Below are 16,302 nucleotides of genomic sequence, written 5' to 3' on the forward strand. Positions count from 1 at the left end.
AGCGCCTACTAAATTAAGGGTGATAGAATAATGAAACTAAAAGAATAAATGCTGCCACACGCAAGCGATATCATAATTGCGTATTACTGAAAATAGCTCAAATCAGCTTATACACTAAAACTGCTATCTCAAATCAATAGCTAAATAGGCTATTACTTACGTGCAGATGTAAAAGAGTATTCTAGCAGTTTTCCACTACAAAGTAAGGCGATTTTGTGAGCAGAGAGATGATTTACAAGTGAAGTTACGAGCTGATAACCATACAGAGAGAAAGTATGATGCTTATTAGGACTTTATTGTCTTCTGTAGTGCTAAGAATCTACCAAAACGACTCACAATCAATCGAAAGTAAAGGCTATTGAGATATATTGGATTTAGGGTGGCTCTTCTCTACAGACTTACTTCCTGCTTGACCCAAATATTTATACATCCACAATGACTTACCATAAAAAGCACCATTCAACTGAGTTTGCTCTATCAAATATTCACGAAATCTTAGATAAAACTCATTATCTGGACTTTTAGGCTGTTGCCAAAAATCGTTAAGTGGTTTTTGATCGGTCAGCTTAGGCGTGTTATAAATTGCACGACCCATGATCTTGGTTGGTTTTTTATGATATACCGATTGCAAACCCGTAGTGCTATTGATAGTCAACATACCAATACTATGTTTCATTAAAGTTGGCAAGTGCATATCACAACCATAAAAAACACGGTCAGCTACTTGATAACGCACTGCCAAGCTAGATACTAACTCGCGATAGTCTCGATGACCACGATCTAACGGATGATGTTTAAGTACCAACAACTGCTGCTTATCGGCATAAGTTGCAAAACTTGCAATAGACTCATCAATAAACTGTACCACATCACGATAATCACTATGATGCGTAATCTGTGAGTCATTATGCACTTGTAAGCTAATCAAGAAGTAATTATTACTTTCATTCTTAGTCAATTTATTCTGCAGTTGTTTATCAGGTATGTAATCTCGCAATTTGCGCCATGGTGCTCTCAGCCAAGCAATCGCTTCTTGCCATGCTGTCATACCACGGTAATGCGAATAGTGTGGATAGCGTCCTTTGTACATCCATGCAATAATATAATAAACAATAGCAGCGATACTCAACCGATAAAAACGATTGTGTGTGTATAGCGGCTGATCATTAGCCTTTTTAAGTGCTTTGATGTCTTCTATATTTAAACGTGAATAGCCATTAATCCCGTGTTCTTGCAAGGTGATATAGTCAGGACGTAAATACCCTTCTTCAAATACGAAAAATGAGGTCTCTAACTGCTCACTGATACAGGCAGCTTGCGTATGATGTGGGCGACAATCACCGAAACAAACAATCGCATCAATGGAATTTTCTTTAATGAATGCCTGCAACCAAGAAGAGAAATGCGCTAATGTTCCCGTATATTCATAGGTATTATCATGATGATAGAAAAAAGCATCACCTGCATTAAAGTTGATTTTGCTAACTTTGATATTTTGGGTTTGTAAAAATGTCGAAAAGCGATTAAAAAATCCGCCCATCTTCCCTTGTAACAGCAAGACGTGTCGATGAGTAAGCAAGTGAGACATCGAAGCTGCCATAGTATTGGGCTACCATTAAGTGAAAGGGTCATAAATAAAAACGAGAGTGGTCGTTAAACCGTGTGAAGACACGTAGAATAAAAAATATTATACCGAAAAAAAATCTGCTTGTCGCAGCGGAATTATGCGACGATGCTGAAGCCAATCAACGGGATACTTTACGCACGAGCTGCTGAAATCGATGACGCTGCTGCATAAAACGTGTGGCGGCATGACTCTTAATTTGTGTAGTCAAAGTAGATACTGCTGAATTAGAGGTCTGCATCGAACGATGTGTATTGTTAAACATTTTAGTTTGAGATTCTTTGTTACCATTACCTTCAAGCATATATTCGTTTATAGGTGGATACAGATAATCAATAACTTGCTCTACTTGCGCAAGCCCATAGCCATTTGGTAAACGATAGAGTGGATATCGAATGAGCACGCAATACAGTAATTGCTCAAGCGTCAACACTGTGTCTCTTTTGCGTCTATCCAAGTATTCAGATTTGGGTGGCAACTGTGCGTCAATATCGGCCGTTAACCCCCATCCTGCATAAAATGGCAAACCATAACAGGTAACCTGTAAACCACGTAACAATGCCTCAAAACCCGTCAACGAGCTGATAGTGTGCACTTCATCGACACATTCTAAGCAGTCAGGCATCGCTGTATCATAGGCGACAGCATTTACTTGACGTAAACCTGCTGCCACTACTTTGCCTGCTCGCAACCCTGCTTCAACATCAGGGTGCGGCTTATAAATCAGATAAGCATCAGGATTTTCTTGGCATACACGATCAATCAAGCCACTATTAGTCTTGATGGCTGAACCGCAATACTGAACTGACAAATCATCTTCTACTTGACCAATAATGAGGATTCGGCGTTTGTCAGATAACTTTGCTTCCTGCATCCATAAGCTATGCTGGCTATCAGAACTATTAACATCAGCGCCCACATTGTACTTACTCACGCGCTGAGTACGTAGCTTTTCTTGCAGCAGTTTTACTCGTGTACTTTGACATGGATTTAGCGCTTCGCAGTTGCATAACAATGTTTCTAAATCTGAGGGCTGAGTCGCATCATAATAGATGCCCTGCTTATCTATTACCACCGACAATGGTGCTAGTAGCGTGGCACCTAAACCATTTGAACGGATGAATCCATCTTCCATACAGTAAATAGAAGGCATTTCAGAAGACTGCATTACTAGTTTTTTCTGGCGCTTCTGTTGTACTTGCTGTCGTTTGGCTAAGCCCCATACGAGTAAAGGCTGCTGATAGTTGACTCGAAAATGATCTGGATGCAGTAGATTCTTTAAGCGTGGCTTAGGTTTAACGAATAATGTTGTACGTGGCAGATTGATAAAATCTCTCACAAAAGGCAACTTCCAGCGGCTAAACTCATATACTGTCAAATCGCCTTCCAGACGTGATTGCCAATGACGATTGGTCACCAACCACTCAATCGCCGTATCTATGTCGCAAGCCTTTTTGGTTGCAGGATCTACGTAATAGCTATAGTCAATATAAGCACTATAAAACAGTGTTTCTAGCATTGTATTTATTGTCTTATTAGACGCTGTAGAAAATAGTGACAAGCCTGATGTTTTCTTAGTACTCACTGATGCTCTGGCAGACAATTCACGACGATGCTGAACCTCTTTAAGCAAACGTTTTGGTGCGCCACTATCGTCGGTAAGCCCCCAACCGCTATACCAGTTGACACCAAAACAATGCACCTTCTTCCCCAACATCAATGCCTCAAAACCCATATGTGAGCTGACTGTATAGACATGCTCCACTTGAGAAAGCAGTGCAATTGGGTTAAGCGCTTGCGTTAATAGTCGAACGTTTTTAGGTAGTCCAAGACTGGTCAGGTATCCTGATTTTGATGCAGGATGAGCCTTTATCCAAATATGAGAATCAGGATGATTACGGCAAGCGGCTTTCAGCATTCGCTTAAATTGACGTTTGTTAGCACCAGCCCCTCTAATAGAGGCATCACCAGCCACTTGATCAATTAATAAAACATGAGATTTTAGAGGTATTTTGAGCGTGTTTGTATTTTCTTGACTAACCAAGTCGTCTAATGAAGGGCAATCAATGACTGAGTTATACTTGCTAATCTGTTCATCACAAATACGTGCTATCAATTGCTGAGCACGTGCTTCCTCTGTTCCACTCTTATCGATAGTAGCATTTTTAGTACGCTCAATTATCAGCTGCTCGAGGCGTGAACGCTGTGTCAGATCAAAGTAGATACCAATGTCATCAACGACCACACTCAAACCATGACGGCTACTAGTACCCGAATCTAGTGAGCGTAAAAAGCCATCTTCAATGCTAAGGGTTGAAAGCTGCTGCCGTGTAGCCGCCTTGTTGGCTCGTTGATAGCTTTTCTTGTGACCCCATCCAATAAATGCATCCGGTTGCTGTATTGATGAATGCATAATTTTCTGCTTTATAATACGTGGTAACGGTAAAAAGGATGAGCTATCATCAACCAAGCGATAGGCTAATCCTGACCACGGGTACCATCGCTGAATATCAGCTTGTAGCATATGTGGCAACAACACATTGTTATGACGTATACCTTTTCCTACAACAGCCAATTGGGTAAATAGTAATGACGGCTGTGCTGTAATGACAGACTCAGACATCAAAGACATGGGGTTGTCGTTATCAGTATTCGCCTGTCTTACTGCCATATTCCATACCTTACTAATTGAGCGTTATTTATCAAACATCAACAATGCATTGAGCCTTCAAATCAAAGATCAAAATATGACGTTTGCAGCGATGGCCAATTGATAGAGGATTTGTGATATACCACGGGCAATTTCTACGTTTTTAGTTTTGACTTTTGGCAATACCATAATTTCATCGCCTTGCTGAATACGGTACGCAGTGTTAACCACTTCATTTGTACCATTTTGATGAATCACAAGAATCTCTTTAGTATCAGCATTATCACCAAAACCACCGGAGCTAGCGATATAGTCGCCAACTGTATAATCGGCATTAAATGTCAGTGCCCCTTGCGCACGCACTTGGCCATTTACCGTAATGATAGAGGTTTGCGCAGGTATCTCAATGATATCACCTTGCTGTAGAATGATGTCCTGCCATGAGTTCGGTACGACAACAATTCGACCATCCGTCTGTACTTTACGAGCTTTAGCCACAAACTCTTTCACCAAAGCAGCATCATCTTGACGCAAGGCTGCTTCTTCTCGAGTGGTTGATTGGGTAGCAAGCGTTAGCTCTTCTAAGCGATCAAGCGACTCATTAATCATACGTTTTTGTTGCTCAGCAACGGATTCACGATAAATGGTCAAGTTGGTTAGCTTTGCAAGTGGACTGGGTTGCAATTGCGGGATAATATCTTTCAGGCGAGCCCCGTAAGGTACTACCATCGCACCATTACCCGTATGCGCGCCCTTAACTTGAACAGCGATGGTACCCGCATAGCGATCTGAAGTGACGACCATCTGGTCTCCGTTATAGACAGGAACGTTTTGAGCCTCAGTCAATGAATAGTATTCTGCCGTCTGTGCTCGACCTGCGCTACGGGTAATACTAACATTGGTAGCGTTCGCTGCTGGACTGGCCACTTGTAGTACGTCGCCAACGGTCAAATCATTCACATCGAATTCAAAGGTGTATTCGTTCTGAACTTGTCCACTAACTTCAAAAGTTTTCTTTTGCGGAGAGACAGTTATCACATCACCATCACGGAATGAGAATGACTGCAGTTTACCAGCCAATAGGAAATCATATAAATTGACTTGCTGTAACATCTGACCATTACGTTTTATTTGAATATCGATGTAGCTACCACGAGTTGGATCAACACCGCCTGCTCTGTCTAGATAAGACAACACTGAATCTGCTGCCAAACCGCCATAATAACCAGGTTGTTTGACAAAACCAGTAACGAATACTTTCACTGGCTGTGCTTGCTCTAATGAAGCATAGACACCGACGTTAGATCGGTAAATCTGACTGACAGCGCTTTTGACCACGTTTTGCAAATTACCATTCTGTACACCAGAGATGCGTACTGGACCAACATTGGGCAAGAATATATTACCTTGTGGATCAACGGTTGTTGTCGCTGCATATTGATAGGCACCCCACATCCTTACTTGAACGTTGTCACCAGGGTTTATCACATAGCTGTCATTAAAAGTAGAGCCAGAAGTGGTCGAGAATGCCCCGCGAAACAACTGCTCACCAAACATCATATCTTGAGTGTTGATATCTTGATACGGACGTGTGGTATTGATAACCGACTGACTGGGCAAACTCGCTGCATTCACTGCTTCTTGCATCGTTGCCTGAGCCGGAACACTACCAGAAAATGCTTGTGTTGAGGCGTTGCTAGTATTGTTACTTGTGCCAAAGCTAGATCCAGCCATCTGATTAGCAGCGCTGTCGGCTGCCATGACTGGCAAGCTCGTCGCGGCCATTGCCAAACTAATCATCATCACGATAGAACGTGGTTTCGTATTCATGCGTTGTATTCCTTTGCTGATCTATCGATCATTATTGATGTCTGGTTTGTCAAAGTTGCCTTAAACAAATCTAGCTACGATGGTCACGGACCACTGCCATTACTAAGCGCACGAAACCATAGAATATTAATAGCAATGCTAGTGATGTCCAAATGATGTAGCCACGGCGTGGATACAATGCTTCTTCAGCTTCATATGGTGTTGAAATCACAATCAGATTTTTCATCTTTTTAAAGGCTTCTAAACGCGCTTTTTCAAGTGATGATAACGATAACTTATATAGCTCAGTCGCAAATTCAACATCAGCTTTGATAGTTTCAAACTGTATGGCTTGACGGTTTAACTTGGTGGTATTTGGTGACGTTAATTTGGTTTGCTCTTGAGTAATCTGCTCTGTCACAGCTTTTATCTGACTTCTTAATGACACAACCTGCGGTGCATCTGGGTTCAAATAACTAAGCAATTGACGCTCTTCTGTACGTAATGAACTCAATTGCCCTTGTAGACTACCAATCAGCTGGTTAACGATTTGTGCATTGGCTTGTGGATCGTAAATTTCATTTTCATTTTGATAGTTTAATAGCTGCTCTTTCGTTTCATTTAAACGATCTTGCGATTCATCTAATTGTGTTTCTGCAAATACCAATTGATCACGAGCAACTTCTTGTGAAATGCGGTTTACAAACTGCTCAGACTCACTCAGGATTGTCTTATTGAGCTCAAAGGCATACTTTGCATCGAACGCTTCTGTCGATACTGAAAGTATAGAGCTTTGTTCATCCAGATTAATATGAACACGTTTTTTGAAGTACTCAAGCAGTTCTTCTTGCGTGGCATCAGGCTTAAGCTCATTGATTGGATCTGAACCATCAACATGATAAGCCTCGCGAAACTTAAACTTTTTATCAAGACGCTTCACCATATCATTAGATAAAATATATTCTGTCAGATAAGTAGCATCTTCTTTACTAGTGTTATTCACACCTAATAAAGCTGAGATCCCCCCGCCAGAAGATACACTTGATTCGCTGACTTGTTTGACTACTACATTAGCGGTCGAAGTAAATCGTGGATGGGCAAACGTCATGACGTAAAAGATCACCAACACCCAAGGAAGGATCACCATGCCAATAAACAGCGAGAAGCTAACGACCTTACTTTTTTGCTTTGTGGATATGCTTTTCATAAACTTCTATCGCTTCTGTTGTATCGTCAAAGACATGTGCTGTTTGATCCATTAACACAATACCAATATCACAGTTTCGCTTAATATCACCGATATTATGCGAAACTATTAAAAATCCTGCCTGTGCACGGCGCGCAGCCAATATCTCTTCACTACGCTTTCGAAAAGCAGCGTCACCAACGGCACCCGCTTCATCAAGCATATAATAATCAAAATCAAAAGCCAAGCTCAAGCCAAACGTTAAGCGGGCTTTCATACCTGACGAATAGCTTTTCACTGGCATGTCAAAATAACTACCAATGTCTGCGAACTCTTCAACAAAACGAATTTTTTCGTCGATGTAAGGGCCGCTCGAATATAGACGACAAACAAATCGCACGTTTTGACGACCTGTCAAACTACCTTGGAAACCACCTGCCACTCCGACTGGCCAGGAAATCGTTGAGTCAGTAATAATCTCTCCGTGATCTGGCTCATCAAGACCACAGATAATACGGAGCAATGTTGATTTCCCCGCACCGTTACGACCTAGCAAACCAACGCTCTGTTTATCACCAATGGTCAAATTTAAATCTTTAAACAGATAATGCCGACCTTTCTTGGTCATAAATGACTTAGAAACATTTTTAATCTCAATCATTTATTTACCTTTTTATATAGCTTGCATACTTGTTTTTAACGAGAGCGAATCATATCGCGTTCAGCATACTTATAAAGTAATAATCCTAAAAAATTCACCGCAAACATCCATTTTAGGAAATATCCCATGTCAATGTGATATGCAGGATAATTAGGCGCGAACGCATGACGCATTAATTCAATATTATGAATAAAGGGGTTGTAAAGTAAGTAACTAAAATAGGGCTCAGGAATGATATGAATCGGATAAATAATCCCTGAGGTAAAATATAGTATTGTAAAGAATATTGTAATCACTTTACTAATTTCACCACCATAGTAACCAATAACCATCATAATCAACGCAATGCCAAAGCTGAATATAAAGAAAGTTATCCAACAAAATAGGACTATATGTAGGTTTTCTAGATTGGCGTAGATATCAAAGAACGCCAAACCTAATAATAGTAATATTGATGTGAAGAAATAAATAACCAATTCTAAAAATGAACGCGCAATAACCACATCAATATGCTTAATTGAGCGGTACATCAATAGACCTTTATTAGCATCAACCGCGCCCAGTGCCCTTGTTGCTATCTTTTGGAACATTCGAAAAGGTACCATTCCAGCAATCAGAAATAAGGAAAACTCCATTCCTGGTACTAACCTTTCTAAAATTACACCAAACAATATTAGAAAGATAATGACTTGAAGAAGAACTTCAATAGGTGCCCATAGATAGCCCAAGCGATAACCGCCAAAACGAGTTTGCAACTCACGCATCAGCAAAGCATGGAACGCAGCACCCATGACTTTCAGGCCGCTACGGTGCTTAATAGGACGATAAGGGGGTAATTGTACAGACATAGCGTTACAGGACTTTACCGAAAACAGCCCCTATGATAAGTAAGCGCGACATAAGTTACAACAATTAATCTGTGTCTAAACAGATAAGCCTATGATTTAGTAAGAAATCAGTAAGTAATGATAGCCAAACACTCGATTTACTTAACCATCAACACACACTTCTGTCGTTTATTTCGGGCAAAAAAAAACCAATCTCGAAAGATTGGTTTTTTAGTTGATACTAATTAAAGTATCTATAAATGGTGGCGATGAAGAGACTTGAACTCTTGACCTCACGATTATGAGTCATGCGCTCTAACCAGCTGAGCTACATCGCCATTTTAGGTTGGCCATTATGCCTAAGCAGATGACTGTCGTCAACCCCTAATAAGCATTTTTTCCAAAAAATTTGACCTAATATTGAGAAACCGTCATTAACAATCAAGAGCGAGCTTTTCAATACTATTTAGGCCATTAAAAAAGGTTTGGTAAACCGATAAGCCGGGTTCTGTCGTGGACAATCATTCCTCTAGGCGTACAATCGCTCGTACGCTCAAGCAACCTACCCGCATCGAACGCGGGCCGCGCCATGCCGATGCCTATTTGGTCTTGCTACGCGTGGAGTTTACCATGCCGTGAACTGTTGCCAGCCACGCGGTGCGCTCTTACCGCACCCTTTCACCCTTACCGATGACATGAACATCTTGCGATACTCATATAAGCCAAAGGCGGTCTACTCTCTGCTGCACTGGTCGTCAAGTTACCCTGCCCAGCCGTTAGCTGGCACGCTGCCCTATGTAGCCCGGACTTTCCTCCCCTGCATGTCTGTTGCCAGTGTGCAGCGGCGATTGCCTAGTCTACCAAGCGCGCTAGTATAACAAACTTATGGCAGAGTGCGAACGTCTTTTGGATTTATTTTTAGCATCAGCACAAATAGGTCAAATAAAACCTTTGGGCAAAGATAAACAGCCATTTTCTGACAGCGTTTCGGTATTAAGCATTTCAGTATTAAGCGTCTCTGTATTAACAGACACTTTGTTTTTTAGAGACGGTATCTGTACCCAATAAGCCCTGGGATAATTTGCAGCTAAATAATTTTGTAGAAAATCCACAGTGCTATTTGCAATCTCAGCATCCGTATTATCAGCATTATCATGGATATGATTATAGATAACACTATGTACAGACAACCCACGTGCTTTTATGGCTTCTAAACTCAGTAACGTGTGATTGATACTACCCAAACGACCAGAAGTGACCAAAATAATGGGATAACCTTGAGCAGCAATATAATCCAAAATTAATAACTGCTCCGTTATTGGTACGAGCAATCCACCAGCACCTTCTAGTAATACCAAGTCGTACTCAGCTTGCAATCGTTTGGTGGCATTAGTAATCAGTTCAGGATCTAGTACTTCCCCTGATAATCGAGTCGCTAAGTGTGGTGATGCAGGCTTTTCATAGCGATGAGCGCAAGTGGTAAAATCAAGGTCACATGGCTGTAGAGGAATGCCCATTAAGTGACGATGGGTAATGATATCGTCAGCGATATTCATGTCGCCAGTATCTGGATGGATTGATACGCCCGTCTGTACCAATTTCTGCGTAATAACACTCACGCCTTGCTGCATTAACGATTTGGCAATGATGCCAGTGGCATAAGTTTTACCGATATCAGTATCGATACCTGAGACAAATAAAACATTCATAGCACACCTTATAAAAGAAATTAACTGGCCTATAATGCAGGGAGTTTTTGCTAAACTTCAATATTTGAAGCTGAACTCGAAACTTGTGCCAGATAAACTGTCACTACATTTAGTAACGATTGGCATAAGGTCACAAGCTCAGTATTGGTGATGACATAAGGCGGCATGATATAAATCAGCTTACCAAATGGTCTGACCCAGATACCATTCTCAATCAACAAAGCCTGAAAAATAGGCATATCAACAGCGTCATGTAACTGAATGACGGCGACTGCACCCAAGCAACGTACTTCAGCAACACCTTCTAATAACGCGGCTGGTGCTAGCTGCAGCTCCATCGTGCGCTGCATGTTTGCAGTACGCGCTTCAATATCATAAGAAATAATCAAATCAATCGAAGCACACGCAACCGCACAGGCCAGCGGATTGCCCATGAACGTAGGGCCATGCATCAGTGCGGGATAGTCACTATTATGGATAGTATCGGCAATTTTGCGAGTACATAGCGTTGCGGCAAAGGTCATATAACCACCCGTCAGCGCCTTGCCAATGGTCATGATATCAGGGCTAATAGCCGCATGTTCACACGCAAATAACTTACCACTACGACCAAAGCCCGTGGCTATTTCATCCGCAATCAATAGTACATCGTACTTATCGCAGAGTTGACGCAGCAGTTGTAGATACTCAGGACTATAAAAACGCATGCCGCCTGCGCCCTGAATAATCGGCTCGATAATAAAACCTGCCAGCTTATCACTATGCTCATCAAAAAATGCTGTGAGGACAACGCGATCAGATTCTGTTAAAGCCCGCTCAAATCCCAACGGTGGTGCTGCGACAAAATGCTGCGTTGGTAATTGCTTGCCATATAGGCTATGCATGCCGTTAATAGGGTCACAAATACTCATGGCATGCCATGTGTCTCCGTAATACCCTGAATGTGTTGATGCAAACTGCTGCTTGGCTGGGCTCTTGGCAGCCACTTGATATTGAAGTGCCATTTTCAGGGCCACTTCCACCGCGATACTGCCACTGTCCGCATAAAAAATAGCATCAAGTCCAGTAGGCACAATGTCTAGCAATTTCTGACCCAAATCGATGGCAGGCTGGTGGGTTAAACCACCGAACATCACATGTGCCATCTTACCCAATTGCTCGATAATAGCGTCGTTCAGTTTGGGATGATTATAGCCATGAACGCTTGCCCACCATGACGACATGCCATCGATAAGGCGCGTACCGTCTTCGGCAATGATATAAATACCTTCGGCACGATCAATAACAATATTTGGATAAGTAGGTGGCAGACTGGCATATGGATGCCAGAGGTGTTGTTGATCAAAATCGCTCGTTATCTGGTTTGCATTTATCGTCATTACATTGTTCCTAAAGCGCTTCGAACCCAAATATTATTAATAATGTATCGTTGATTCAGTTTAAAAGAGAGACAAGGCAACCGAGCGCAGATGTATATGTGATACTTCAAGTGAAGTTAACGCTGTAGCTCTCTTATAGAGGATCGACTATGTAAGCTACTTATTGACCCGTAATACGTTTGTATTTAGACAACAAATCGCTTTCTGTCTCGACATGATTGGGATCATGAGGGATGCAGTCGACCGGACAAATAACCACACACTGCGGCTCATCAAAATGCCCGATGCACTCGGTACATAAGTCAGGGTCGATAACATAAATATCATCCCCTTCTGATATCGCCTCATTGGGGCACGCAGGCTCGCACACATCACAGTTGATGCACTCATCAGTAATCAGTAGTGCCATGAACGGCTCCTTACGGTTGGTTTTTAGCCTATATGCTGCAGCTGTTGGCCTATTAAAAGGCTAGCTGTCTTGAATCACCAGTTTTTTTGTAAAGGCATCAGACACACAAGTAGGTACAAATTTAGTGACATCGCCACCAAGTTTGGCAATTTCACGAATCATGGTCGATGAGATAAAGGAATAATTCGGTGCTGGCGTCAAAAATACCGCTTCAAAATTTTCATCAAGCTCACGGTTCATGTTGGCTAACTGGAATTCGTATTCAAAATCTGACATGGCTCGCAAACCACGCAAGACAGCAGCAGCTCCTTGAACACGCATAAAGTCGACGAGCAAACCCTCAAAGCCAACCACGGATACTTGTGGCAAGTCAGCAAATACGGTCTCAACTAAAGCGACACGTTCTTCAAAGTTGAACAATGGCTTTTTATGATGCCCTGATGCAACCGCAATAACGACTTCGTCAAACAGCTTAGTCGCACGTGTGACTAAGTCCACATGACCGTTAGTAATAGGGTCAAAGGTACCTGGATATAAAATTTTGGTGTGTAACTTTGAAGAATTGGGGGAATCAGGAAGGCTCATAGCATGGCTAACATAGTCGGTAATATTGGACTATATGCTAGCAAATTTTGCTCAAACTTAATACTTATCTGCTACATTTGTCCTAACAGCTGACTTACATTTTTATCGGAGGCTTTGCTACAATGGTTGGTTCGACTCATCCTGCTTATTTTTTAAATAAAAAACACGCTAAACAAGCGAATTAGGATGAGGAATTATAGGTGAGGACAACCATGTTGTTCTTAGAAATCCTTACGAGGAAACCATGTCAAAGAAATCAAAAAAACCTGAGAATCAGATTTGTGCCAATAAAAAGGCACGCCATGAATACTTTATTGAAGAATCGTTTGAGGCGGGTCTTGCCCTACAAGGGTGGGAAGTCAAAGCCATCCGTGCTGGTAAGATGACCATTACCGAAGCATATGTGATATTTCGCAATAACGAAGCTTTCTTGTTTGGTGCGCACATTCAGCCACTACTATCAAGCTCAACGCACGTTAGCCCAGATAGCATTCGTACTCGTAAGCTGCTACTGAATCGTCGTGAAATCGAAAAACTAGCTGGGGCAATCAATCAAAAAGGTTATGCTTGCGTACCGTTGTCTTGCTACTGGAAAAACTCACTGGTGAAATGCCAGATTGGTCTTGCCATCGGTAAGAAGCAACATGACAAACGTAAAACATTGAAAGATCGTGATTGGGAACGTGATAAGCAGCGCGGTTTCAAACAACATTTAGATTAATACAGTCAAATCCACTATAGAGGTGTTACAGTGTTAACTTCGCTTGAAGTATGTTATATACATCTGCGCTCAGTTACCTTGTACCACCTCTACATTGAATTGACGATAGCTCTCTTAAACGAAGCCAGTTTGATCTAATACAAAAATGGACGATTCAGTATTATGTTGAATCGTCCATTTTTATTTATCTACTATTTAATTAGTAAATAACTCGCTTTCTTACGTGATTGGTTCTTTTGCCAAAGATTGCATATTTCTACGAGCTTGGCGCAATTGACGAATGCCATGAGCAATCAAGCAGGCAATACCAACCCAAATCAAACCATAGCTGTAAATCATCGCTGATTCAAATGGATTGCCCAATACGGTAATCGCTAAGACAAATAATAGCGCAGGCTCCAGATAACTCATCATGCCATAGACATTTACAGGTAGCATTTGACTGGCGTCAACGTTGGTTTTCATCGCCCACACGCTCAGTACACCCAGCCCAGCAATCATCATAATAAAGAACGCAGAACCGCTCACTAACCCCAAACTACTCGGTGCAAAAAGCAATAAGTAAGCTAATGCAAACGGTGCACAAATGCTTAAATCTACCAACAATCCAGTCACCGCACCGATACCCTGTAGACGACGCAAAATATAATAGACCGGATACGTGCCACAGACCCAAAGCGTCGCCCACGATATGATTTGTGTACGTACAATCTCGCTACCGACTCCTAATGCCGCAAAGCCTACTGCCAACCACTGCAAACGACTTAACTTTTCACCAAATAATAAGCAACCAAACAACACCATGGTGAGCGGAAATAAGAAGTACCCCATGGCCGTTTGTACGCCTTGACCATTGACTGGTGCCCACATAAATAGCCAAAATTGACTGAGAAATATAGGCGTCGGTAATAACAGCCATGCCCACTGCTTTGCCGTACGTAATGCTTTTAACTTATCAATATGCAACCCTAAACGACCACTGATAACCAAATAACCAACCAGTGCCACCCACATCGCGAGCATCCGCCAGATGAAAACTTGCGTCCCAGATAACGGCGCTAAAAAGCTACTATAGGCATAAAGAATACCGAATAACACATTGGACAATACGGCCAACACCACACCCAATATTAACGTACGTTGCTGAGTGCTACCCGCTGTCCAAATCGCAGGTAAAGGTATGCGCGACACCGTGGTTACCAATGTATTGGCGAACGCATTAGATAATATAGAAATAGACATGAGCAGCACCGTAAAATAGTAGTCGTTAAACAAATCAATGGTTAGCACGATGATGGTTCGTGGCTAACTATTGGTTGATAGGTTCTATTTTACTTATGTTTTACGAGATATTATCTCTATATACATCTTTATATGAATAAAATTATCTAAGGATCTATTAATAATTCAATTATTTATCAGCTTTTGAATTATAGTGATAATAGATTTAATAACAGATTTTTTAGCGGCATTCTTAGAAGCATCTTTGGAGATAAATACCGTGAGCCACATTTTAGATGATATTGATAAAGCCATTTTGAATTTGCTACAAGAGGATGCCACGCTACCTTTGAAAACAGTCTCAGAGCGTGTCCATGTGTCTATTGCTACAGCGCAGCGCCGTATTCAAGCGTTAACGAGCAATGGCGTGATTACCAAGCAGGTCGCTATTGTCGATCCTAATAAGGTCGGCTATGGACTGACGGCGGTCGTAATGATTGAGATGGCGCGCTCAAACACGTCGATGCAGCATCGGTTTGAGCGATTAATGCATTCGCAGCCACAGGTCATGAGCTGCTATGAAGTATCGGGGGATGCGGACTTTATGTTGATGGTCAATGCCAAAAACATGAGCGAATATCATCGTTTCACCACAGGCTTACTGACTTATGAAAATAACGTGCGCCACTTTAAAAGTCAGTTTGTGATGAATTTCACCAAGAGTGGCACGAAGATTACGTTAGATTAATCTCAAGGCGTGTCATAACTGATTTCTCATAACTTATAAATTATGATCGATAAGTCATGACTGATAAATAAATGTCATTGTTTTAGATCACGTTAAGTGACAGAAAACACGCCCTGATCTCATATCAAAGCTCTTATTCAAAAAGATATTAAAAAAGCTTTTCGACCACTGCCCTCGGATGACTTTGTTTGGCAGTTTCTGCGACCTGAAACAGTATTTCATCTGCTTCTACAGGGCCAACAATATCGCACAAGCAAATATAAGCAAGCTGAATCAAATTATTCAAGAGATGCTCATTGTCAGGTACGATTGGCCGAGCACCTTCCAAGAACTGATTAATGTCGATAGAATGCCCTTTAAAGGTGCGTTCTTTCGACACAGTTTGGTGCATGATATGAAAAAAACTGCGTTTGTCTGATTCTGTTAGCTGACTGCCAATGGCTTCCATCACCGTATAAAAAGCTTGTAGCATCTCAGAAACAGATTTTTGTTCATCAATTTCTAAACTACTACCGCTCTCTTCGGCCACCTGCTGATGGTCAGTCTGCATCGTATTCCAAAAACCTTTACGAATATCAGACTTGTGTTCTTGTAGCTCAGGATAGCGTCGCGTCGCATCTAAAACGCACTGCTGCATCATTTTTACAGATACCGTCGAGTGCCGCTGCCAATGCGTGGTGAGCAGTCGCACCTCTTCAGGATTTAAATATTTTGCCAGTACAACTGCCATCGCGGACACGGTTTGATTTACTGATTGAGTGTCGATATTCATC

Annotated in this window: 14 protein-coding genes, 1 tRNA gene and 1 other RNA gene; 2 read left to right on the forward strand and 14 right to left on the reverse strand. The window is 41.7% G+C overall.

Annotated elements, in window-relative coordinates:
* Positions 1-355 precede the first annotated feature (355 nt).
* The 12 genes from AAEY75_RS06065 to coaD all read right to left on the reverse strand — a co-directional run bounded on the left by AAEY75_RS06065 (position 356) and on the right by coaD (position 12,839).
* Positions 356-1,588, reverse strand: a complete 1,233-nt coding sequence (locus tag AAEY75_RS06065) for a capsule polysaccharide biogenesis protein (protein ID WP_352259053.1) — start codon at positions 1,586-1,588, stop codon at positions 356-358.
* Between the two features lie 157 nt (positions 1,589-1,745).
* On the reverse strand, positions 1,746-4,295 hold the full coding sequence (locus AAEY75_RS06070; RefSeq protein ID WP_352259055.1) for a capsule polysaccharide biogenesis protein: 2,550 nt from the start codon (positions 4,293-4,295) through the stop codon (positions 1,746-1,748).
* A gap of 69 nt (positions 4,296-4,364) precedes the next feature.
* On the reverse strand, positions 4,365-6,104 hold the full coding sequence (locus AAEY75_RS06075) for a polysaccharide biosynthesis/export family protein (RefSeq protein WP_352259057.1): 1,740 nt from the start codon (positions 6,102-6,104) through the stop codon (positions 4,365-4,367).
* A 70-nt stretch (positions 6,105-6,174) separates the two neighbouring features.
* Complete coding sequence (locus tag AAEY75_RS06080) at positions 6,175-7,290, reverse strand: KpsE/RkpR family capsule polysaccharide export protein (RefSeq protein WP_352259059.1); 1,116 nt, start codon at positions 7,288-7,290, stop codon at positions 6,175-6,177.
* Positions 7,259-7,930, reverse strand: a complete 672-nt coding sequence (locus tag AAEY75_RS06085) for an ABC transporter ATP-binding protein (RefSeq protein WP_352259061.1) — start codon at positions 7,928-7,930, stop codon at positions 7,259-7,261. Before AAEY75_RS06085 ends, AAEY75_RS06080 begins: the two co-directional genes overlap by 32 nt.
* Positions 7,931-7,965: 35 nt before the next feature.
* The gene (locus tag AAEY75_RS06090; protein WP_352259063.1) at positions 7,966-8,778 is read right to left on the reverse strand and encodes an ABC transporter permease; all 813 of its coding nucleotides are present in this window, start codon (positions 8,776-8,778) and stop codon (positions 7,966-7,968) included.
* A 240-nt stretch (positions 8,779-9,018) separates the two neighbouring features.
* Positions 9,019-9,095 (reverse strand) — tRNA-Met (locus AAEY75_RS06095).
* Between the two features lie 143 nt (positions 9,096-9,238).
* An RNA gene (gene rnpB, locus AAEY75_RS06100) (RNase P RNA component class A) lies at positions 9,239-9,621 on the reverse strand.
* Between the two features lie 74 nt (positions 9,622-9,695).
* Positions 9,696-10,466: a dethiobiotin synthase gene (gene bioD, locus AAEY75_RS06105; protein WP_352259065.1), complete on the reverse strand. Its 771-nt coding sequence runs from the start codon at positions 10,464-10,466 to the stop codon at positions 9,696-9,698.
* 50 nt (positions 10,467-10,516) lie between these two features.
* Positions 10,517-11,845: an adenosylmethionine--8-amino-7-oxononanoate transaminase gene (bioA, locus tag AAEY75_RS06110; protein WP_352259067.1), complete on the reverse strand. Its 1,329-nt coding sequence runs from the start codon at positions 11,843-11,845 to the stop codon at positions 10,517-10,519.
* Between the two features lie 160 nt (positions 11,846-12,005).
* Positions 12,006-12,254 carry a YfhL family 4Fe-4S dicluster ferredoxin gene (locus tag AAEY75_RS06115; RefSeq protein WP_197215874.1) on the reverse strand — a complete coding sequence of 83 codons (249 nt, stop codon included), beginning with the start codon at positions 12,252-12,254 and terminating at the stop codon, positions 12,006-12,008.
* Positions 12,255-12,314: 60 nt separating this feature from the next.
* Positions 12,315-12,839, reverse strand: coding sequence for a pantetheine-phosphate adenylyltransferase (gene coaD / locus AAEY75_RS06120; protein ID WP_197099835.1), 525 nt, complete (start codon positions 12,837-12,839; stop codon positions 12,315-12,317).
* Positions 12,840-13,083: 244 nt separating this feature from the next.
* Between coaD and smpB the strand changes: the two genes are divergently transcribed.
* On the forward strand, positions 13,084-13,560 hold the full coding sequence (smpB, locus tag AAEY75_RS06125; protein WP_197099834.1) for an SsrA-binding protein SmpB: 477 nt from the start codon (positions 13,084-13,086) through the stop codon (positions 13,558-13,560).
* 219 nt (positions 13,561-13,779) lie between these two features.
* On the opposite strand, the gene AAEY75_RS06130 is transcribed toward smpB, so the two are convergent.
* Positions 13,780-14,802 (reverse strand): EamA family transporter, encoded by a 1,023-nt coding sequence (locus AAEY75_RS06130; protein ID WP_352259070.1) that lies wholly within the window; start codon positions 14,800-14,802, stop codon positions 13,780-13,782.
* Positions 14,803-15,061: 259 nt separating this feature from the next.
* Between AAEY75_RS06130 and AAEY75_RS06135 the strand changes: the two genes are divergently transcribed.
* Positions 15,062-15,529 carry an Lrp/AsnC family transcriptional regulator gene (locus tag AAEY75_RS06135; protein WP_352259072.1) on the forward strand — a complete coding sequence of 156 codons (468 nt, stop codon included), beginning with the start codon at positions 15,062-15,064 and terminating at the stop codon, positions 15,527-15,529.
* A gap of 148 nt (positions 15,530-15,677) precedes the next feature.
* Here the strand turns inward: AAEY75_RS06135 and AAEY75_RS06140 are convergent, their stop codons facing one another.
* On the reverse strand, positions 15,678-16,301 hold the full coding sequence (locus AAEY75_RS06140; protein WP_352259074.1) for a hypothetical protein: 624 nt from the start codon (positions 16,299-16,301) through the stop codon (positions 15,678-15,680).
* Position 16,302 lies beyond the last annotated feature (1 nt).

Source organism: Psychrobacter sp. TB55-MNA-CIBAN-0194 (genome assembly GCF_040309505.1).
Taxonomy (GTDB): domain Bacteria; phylum Pseudomonadota; class Gammaproteobacteria; order Pseudomonadales; family Moraxellaceae; genus Psychrobacter; species Psychrobacter fozii.

Excerpts from the sequence above, each read along its gene's own strand:
- AAEY75_RS06065 (WP_352259053.1), bottom strand. The coding sequence starts at position 1,588 with ATGTCTCACTTGCTTACTCATCGACACGTCTTGCTGTTACAAGGGAAG.
- coaD (WP_197099835.1), bottom strand. The coding sequence starts at position 12,839 with ATGAGCCTTCCTGATTCCCCCAATTCTTCAAAGTTACACACCAAAATT.
- AAEY75_RS06090 (WP_352259063.1), bottom strand. The coding sequence starts at position 8,778 with ATGTCTGTACAATTACCCCCTTATCGTCCTATTAAGCACCGTAGCGGC.
- AAEY75_RS06140 (WP_352259074.1), bottom strand. The coding sequence starts at position 16,301 with ATGAATATCGACACTCAATCAGTAAATCAAACCGTGTCCGCGATGGCA.
- AAEY75_RS06070 (WP_352259055.1), bottom strand. The coding sequence starts at position 4,295 with ATGGCAGTAAGACAGGCGAATACTGATAACGACAACCCCATGTCTTTG.
- AAEY75_RS06080 (WP_352259059.1), bottom strand. The coding sequence starts at position 7,290 with ATGAAAAGCATATCCACAAAGCAAAAAAGTAAGGTCGTTAGCTTCTCG.
- bioA (WP_352259067.1), bottom strand. The coding sequence starts at position 11,845 with ATGACGATAAATGCAAACCAGATAACGAGCGATTTTGATCAACAACAC.
- AAEY75_RS06130 (WP_352259070.1), bottom strand. The coding sequence starts at position 14,802 with ATGTCTATTTCTATATTATCTAATGCGTTCGCCAATACATTGGTAACC.
- smpB (WP_197099834.1), top strand. The coding sequence starts at position 13,084 with ATGTCAAAGAAATCAAAAAAACCTGAGAATCAGATTTGTGCCAATAAA.
- bioD (WP_352259065.1), bottom strand. The coding sequence starts at position 10,466 with ATGAATGTTTTATTTGTCTCAGGTATCGATACTGATATCGGTAAAACT.
- AAEY75_RS06075 (WP_352259057.1), bottom strand. The coding sequence starts at position 6,104 with ATGAATACGAAACCACGTTCTATCGTGATGATGATTAGTTTGGCAATG.
- AAEY75_RS06115 (WP_197215874.1), bottom strand. The coding sequence starts at position 12,254 with ATGGCACTACTGATTACTGATGAGTGCATCAACTGTGATGTGTGCGAG.
- AAEY75_RS06085 (WP_352259061.1), bottom strand. The coding sequence starts at position 7,930 with ATGATTGAGATTAAAAATGTTTCTAAGTCATTTATGACCAAGAAAGGT.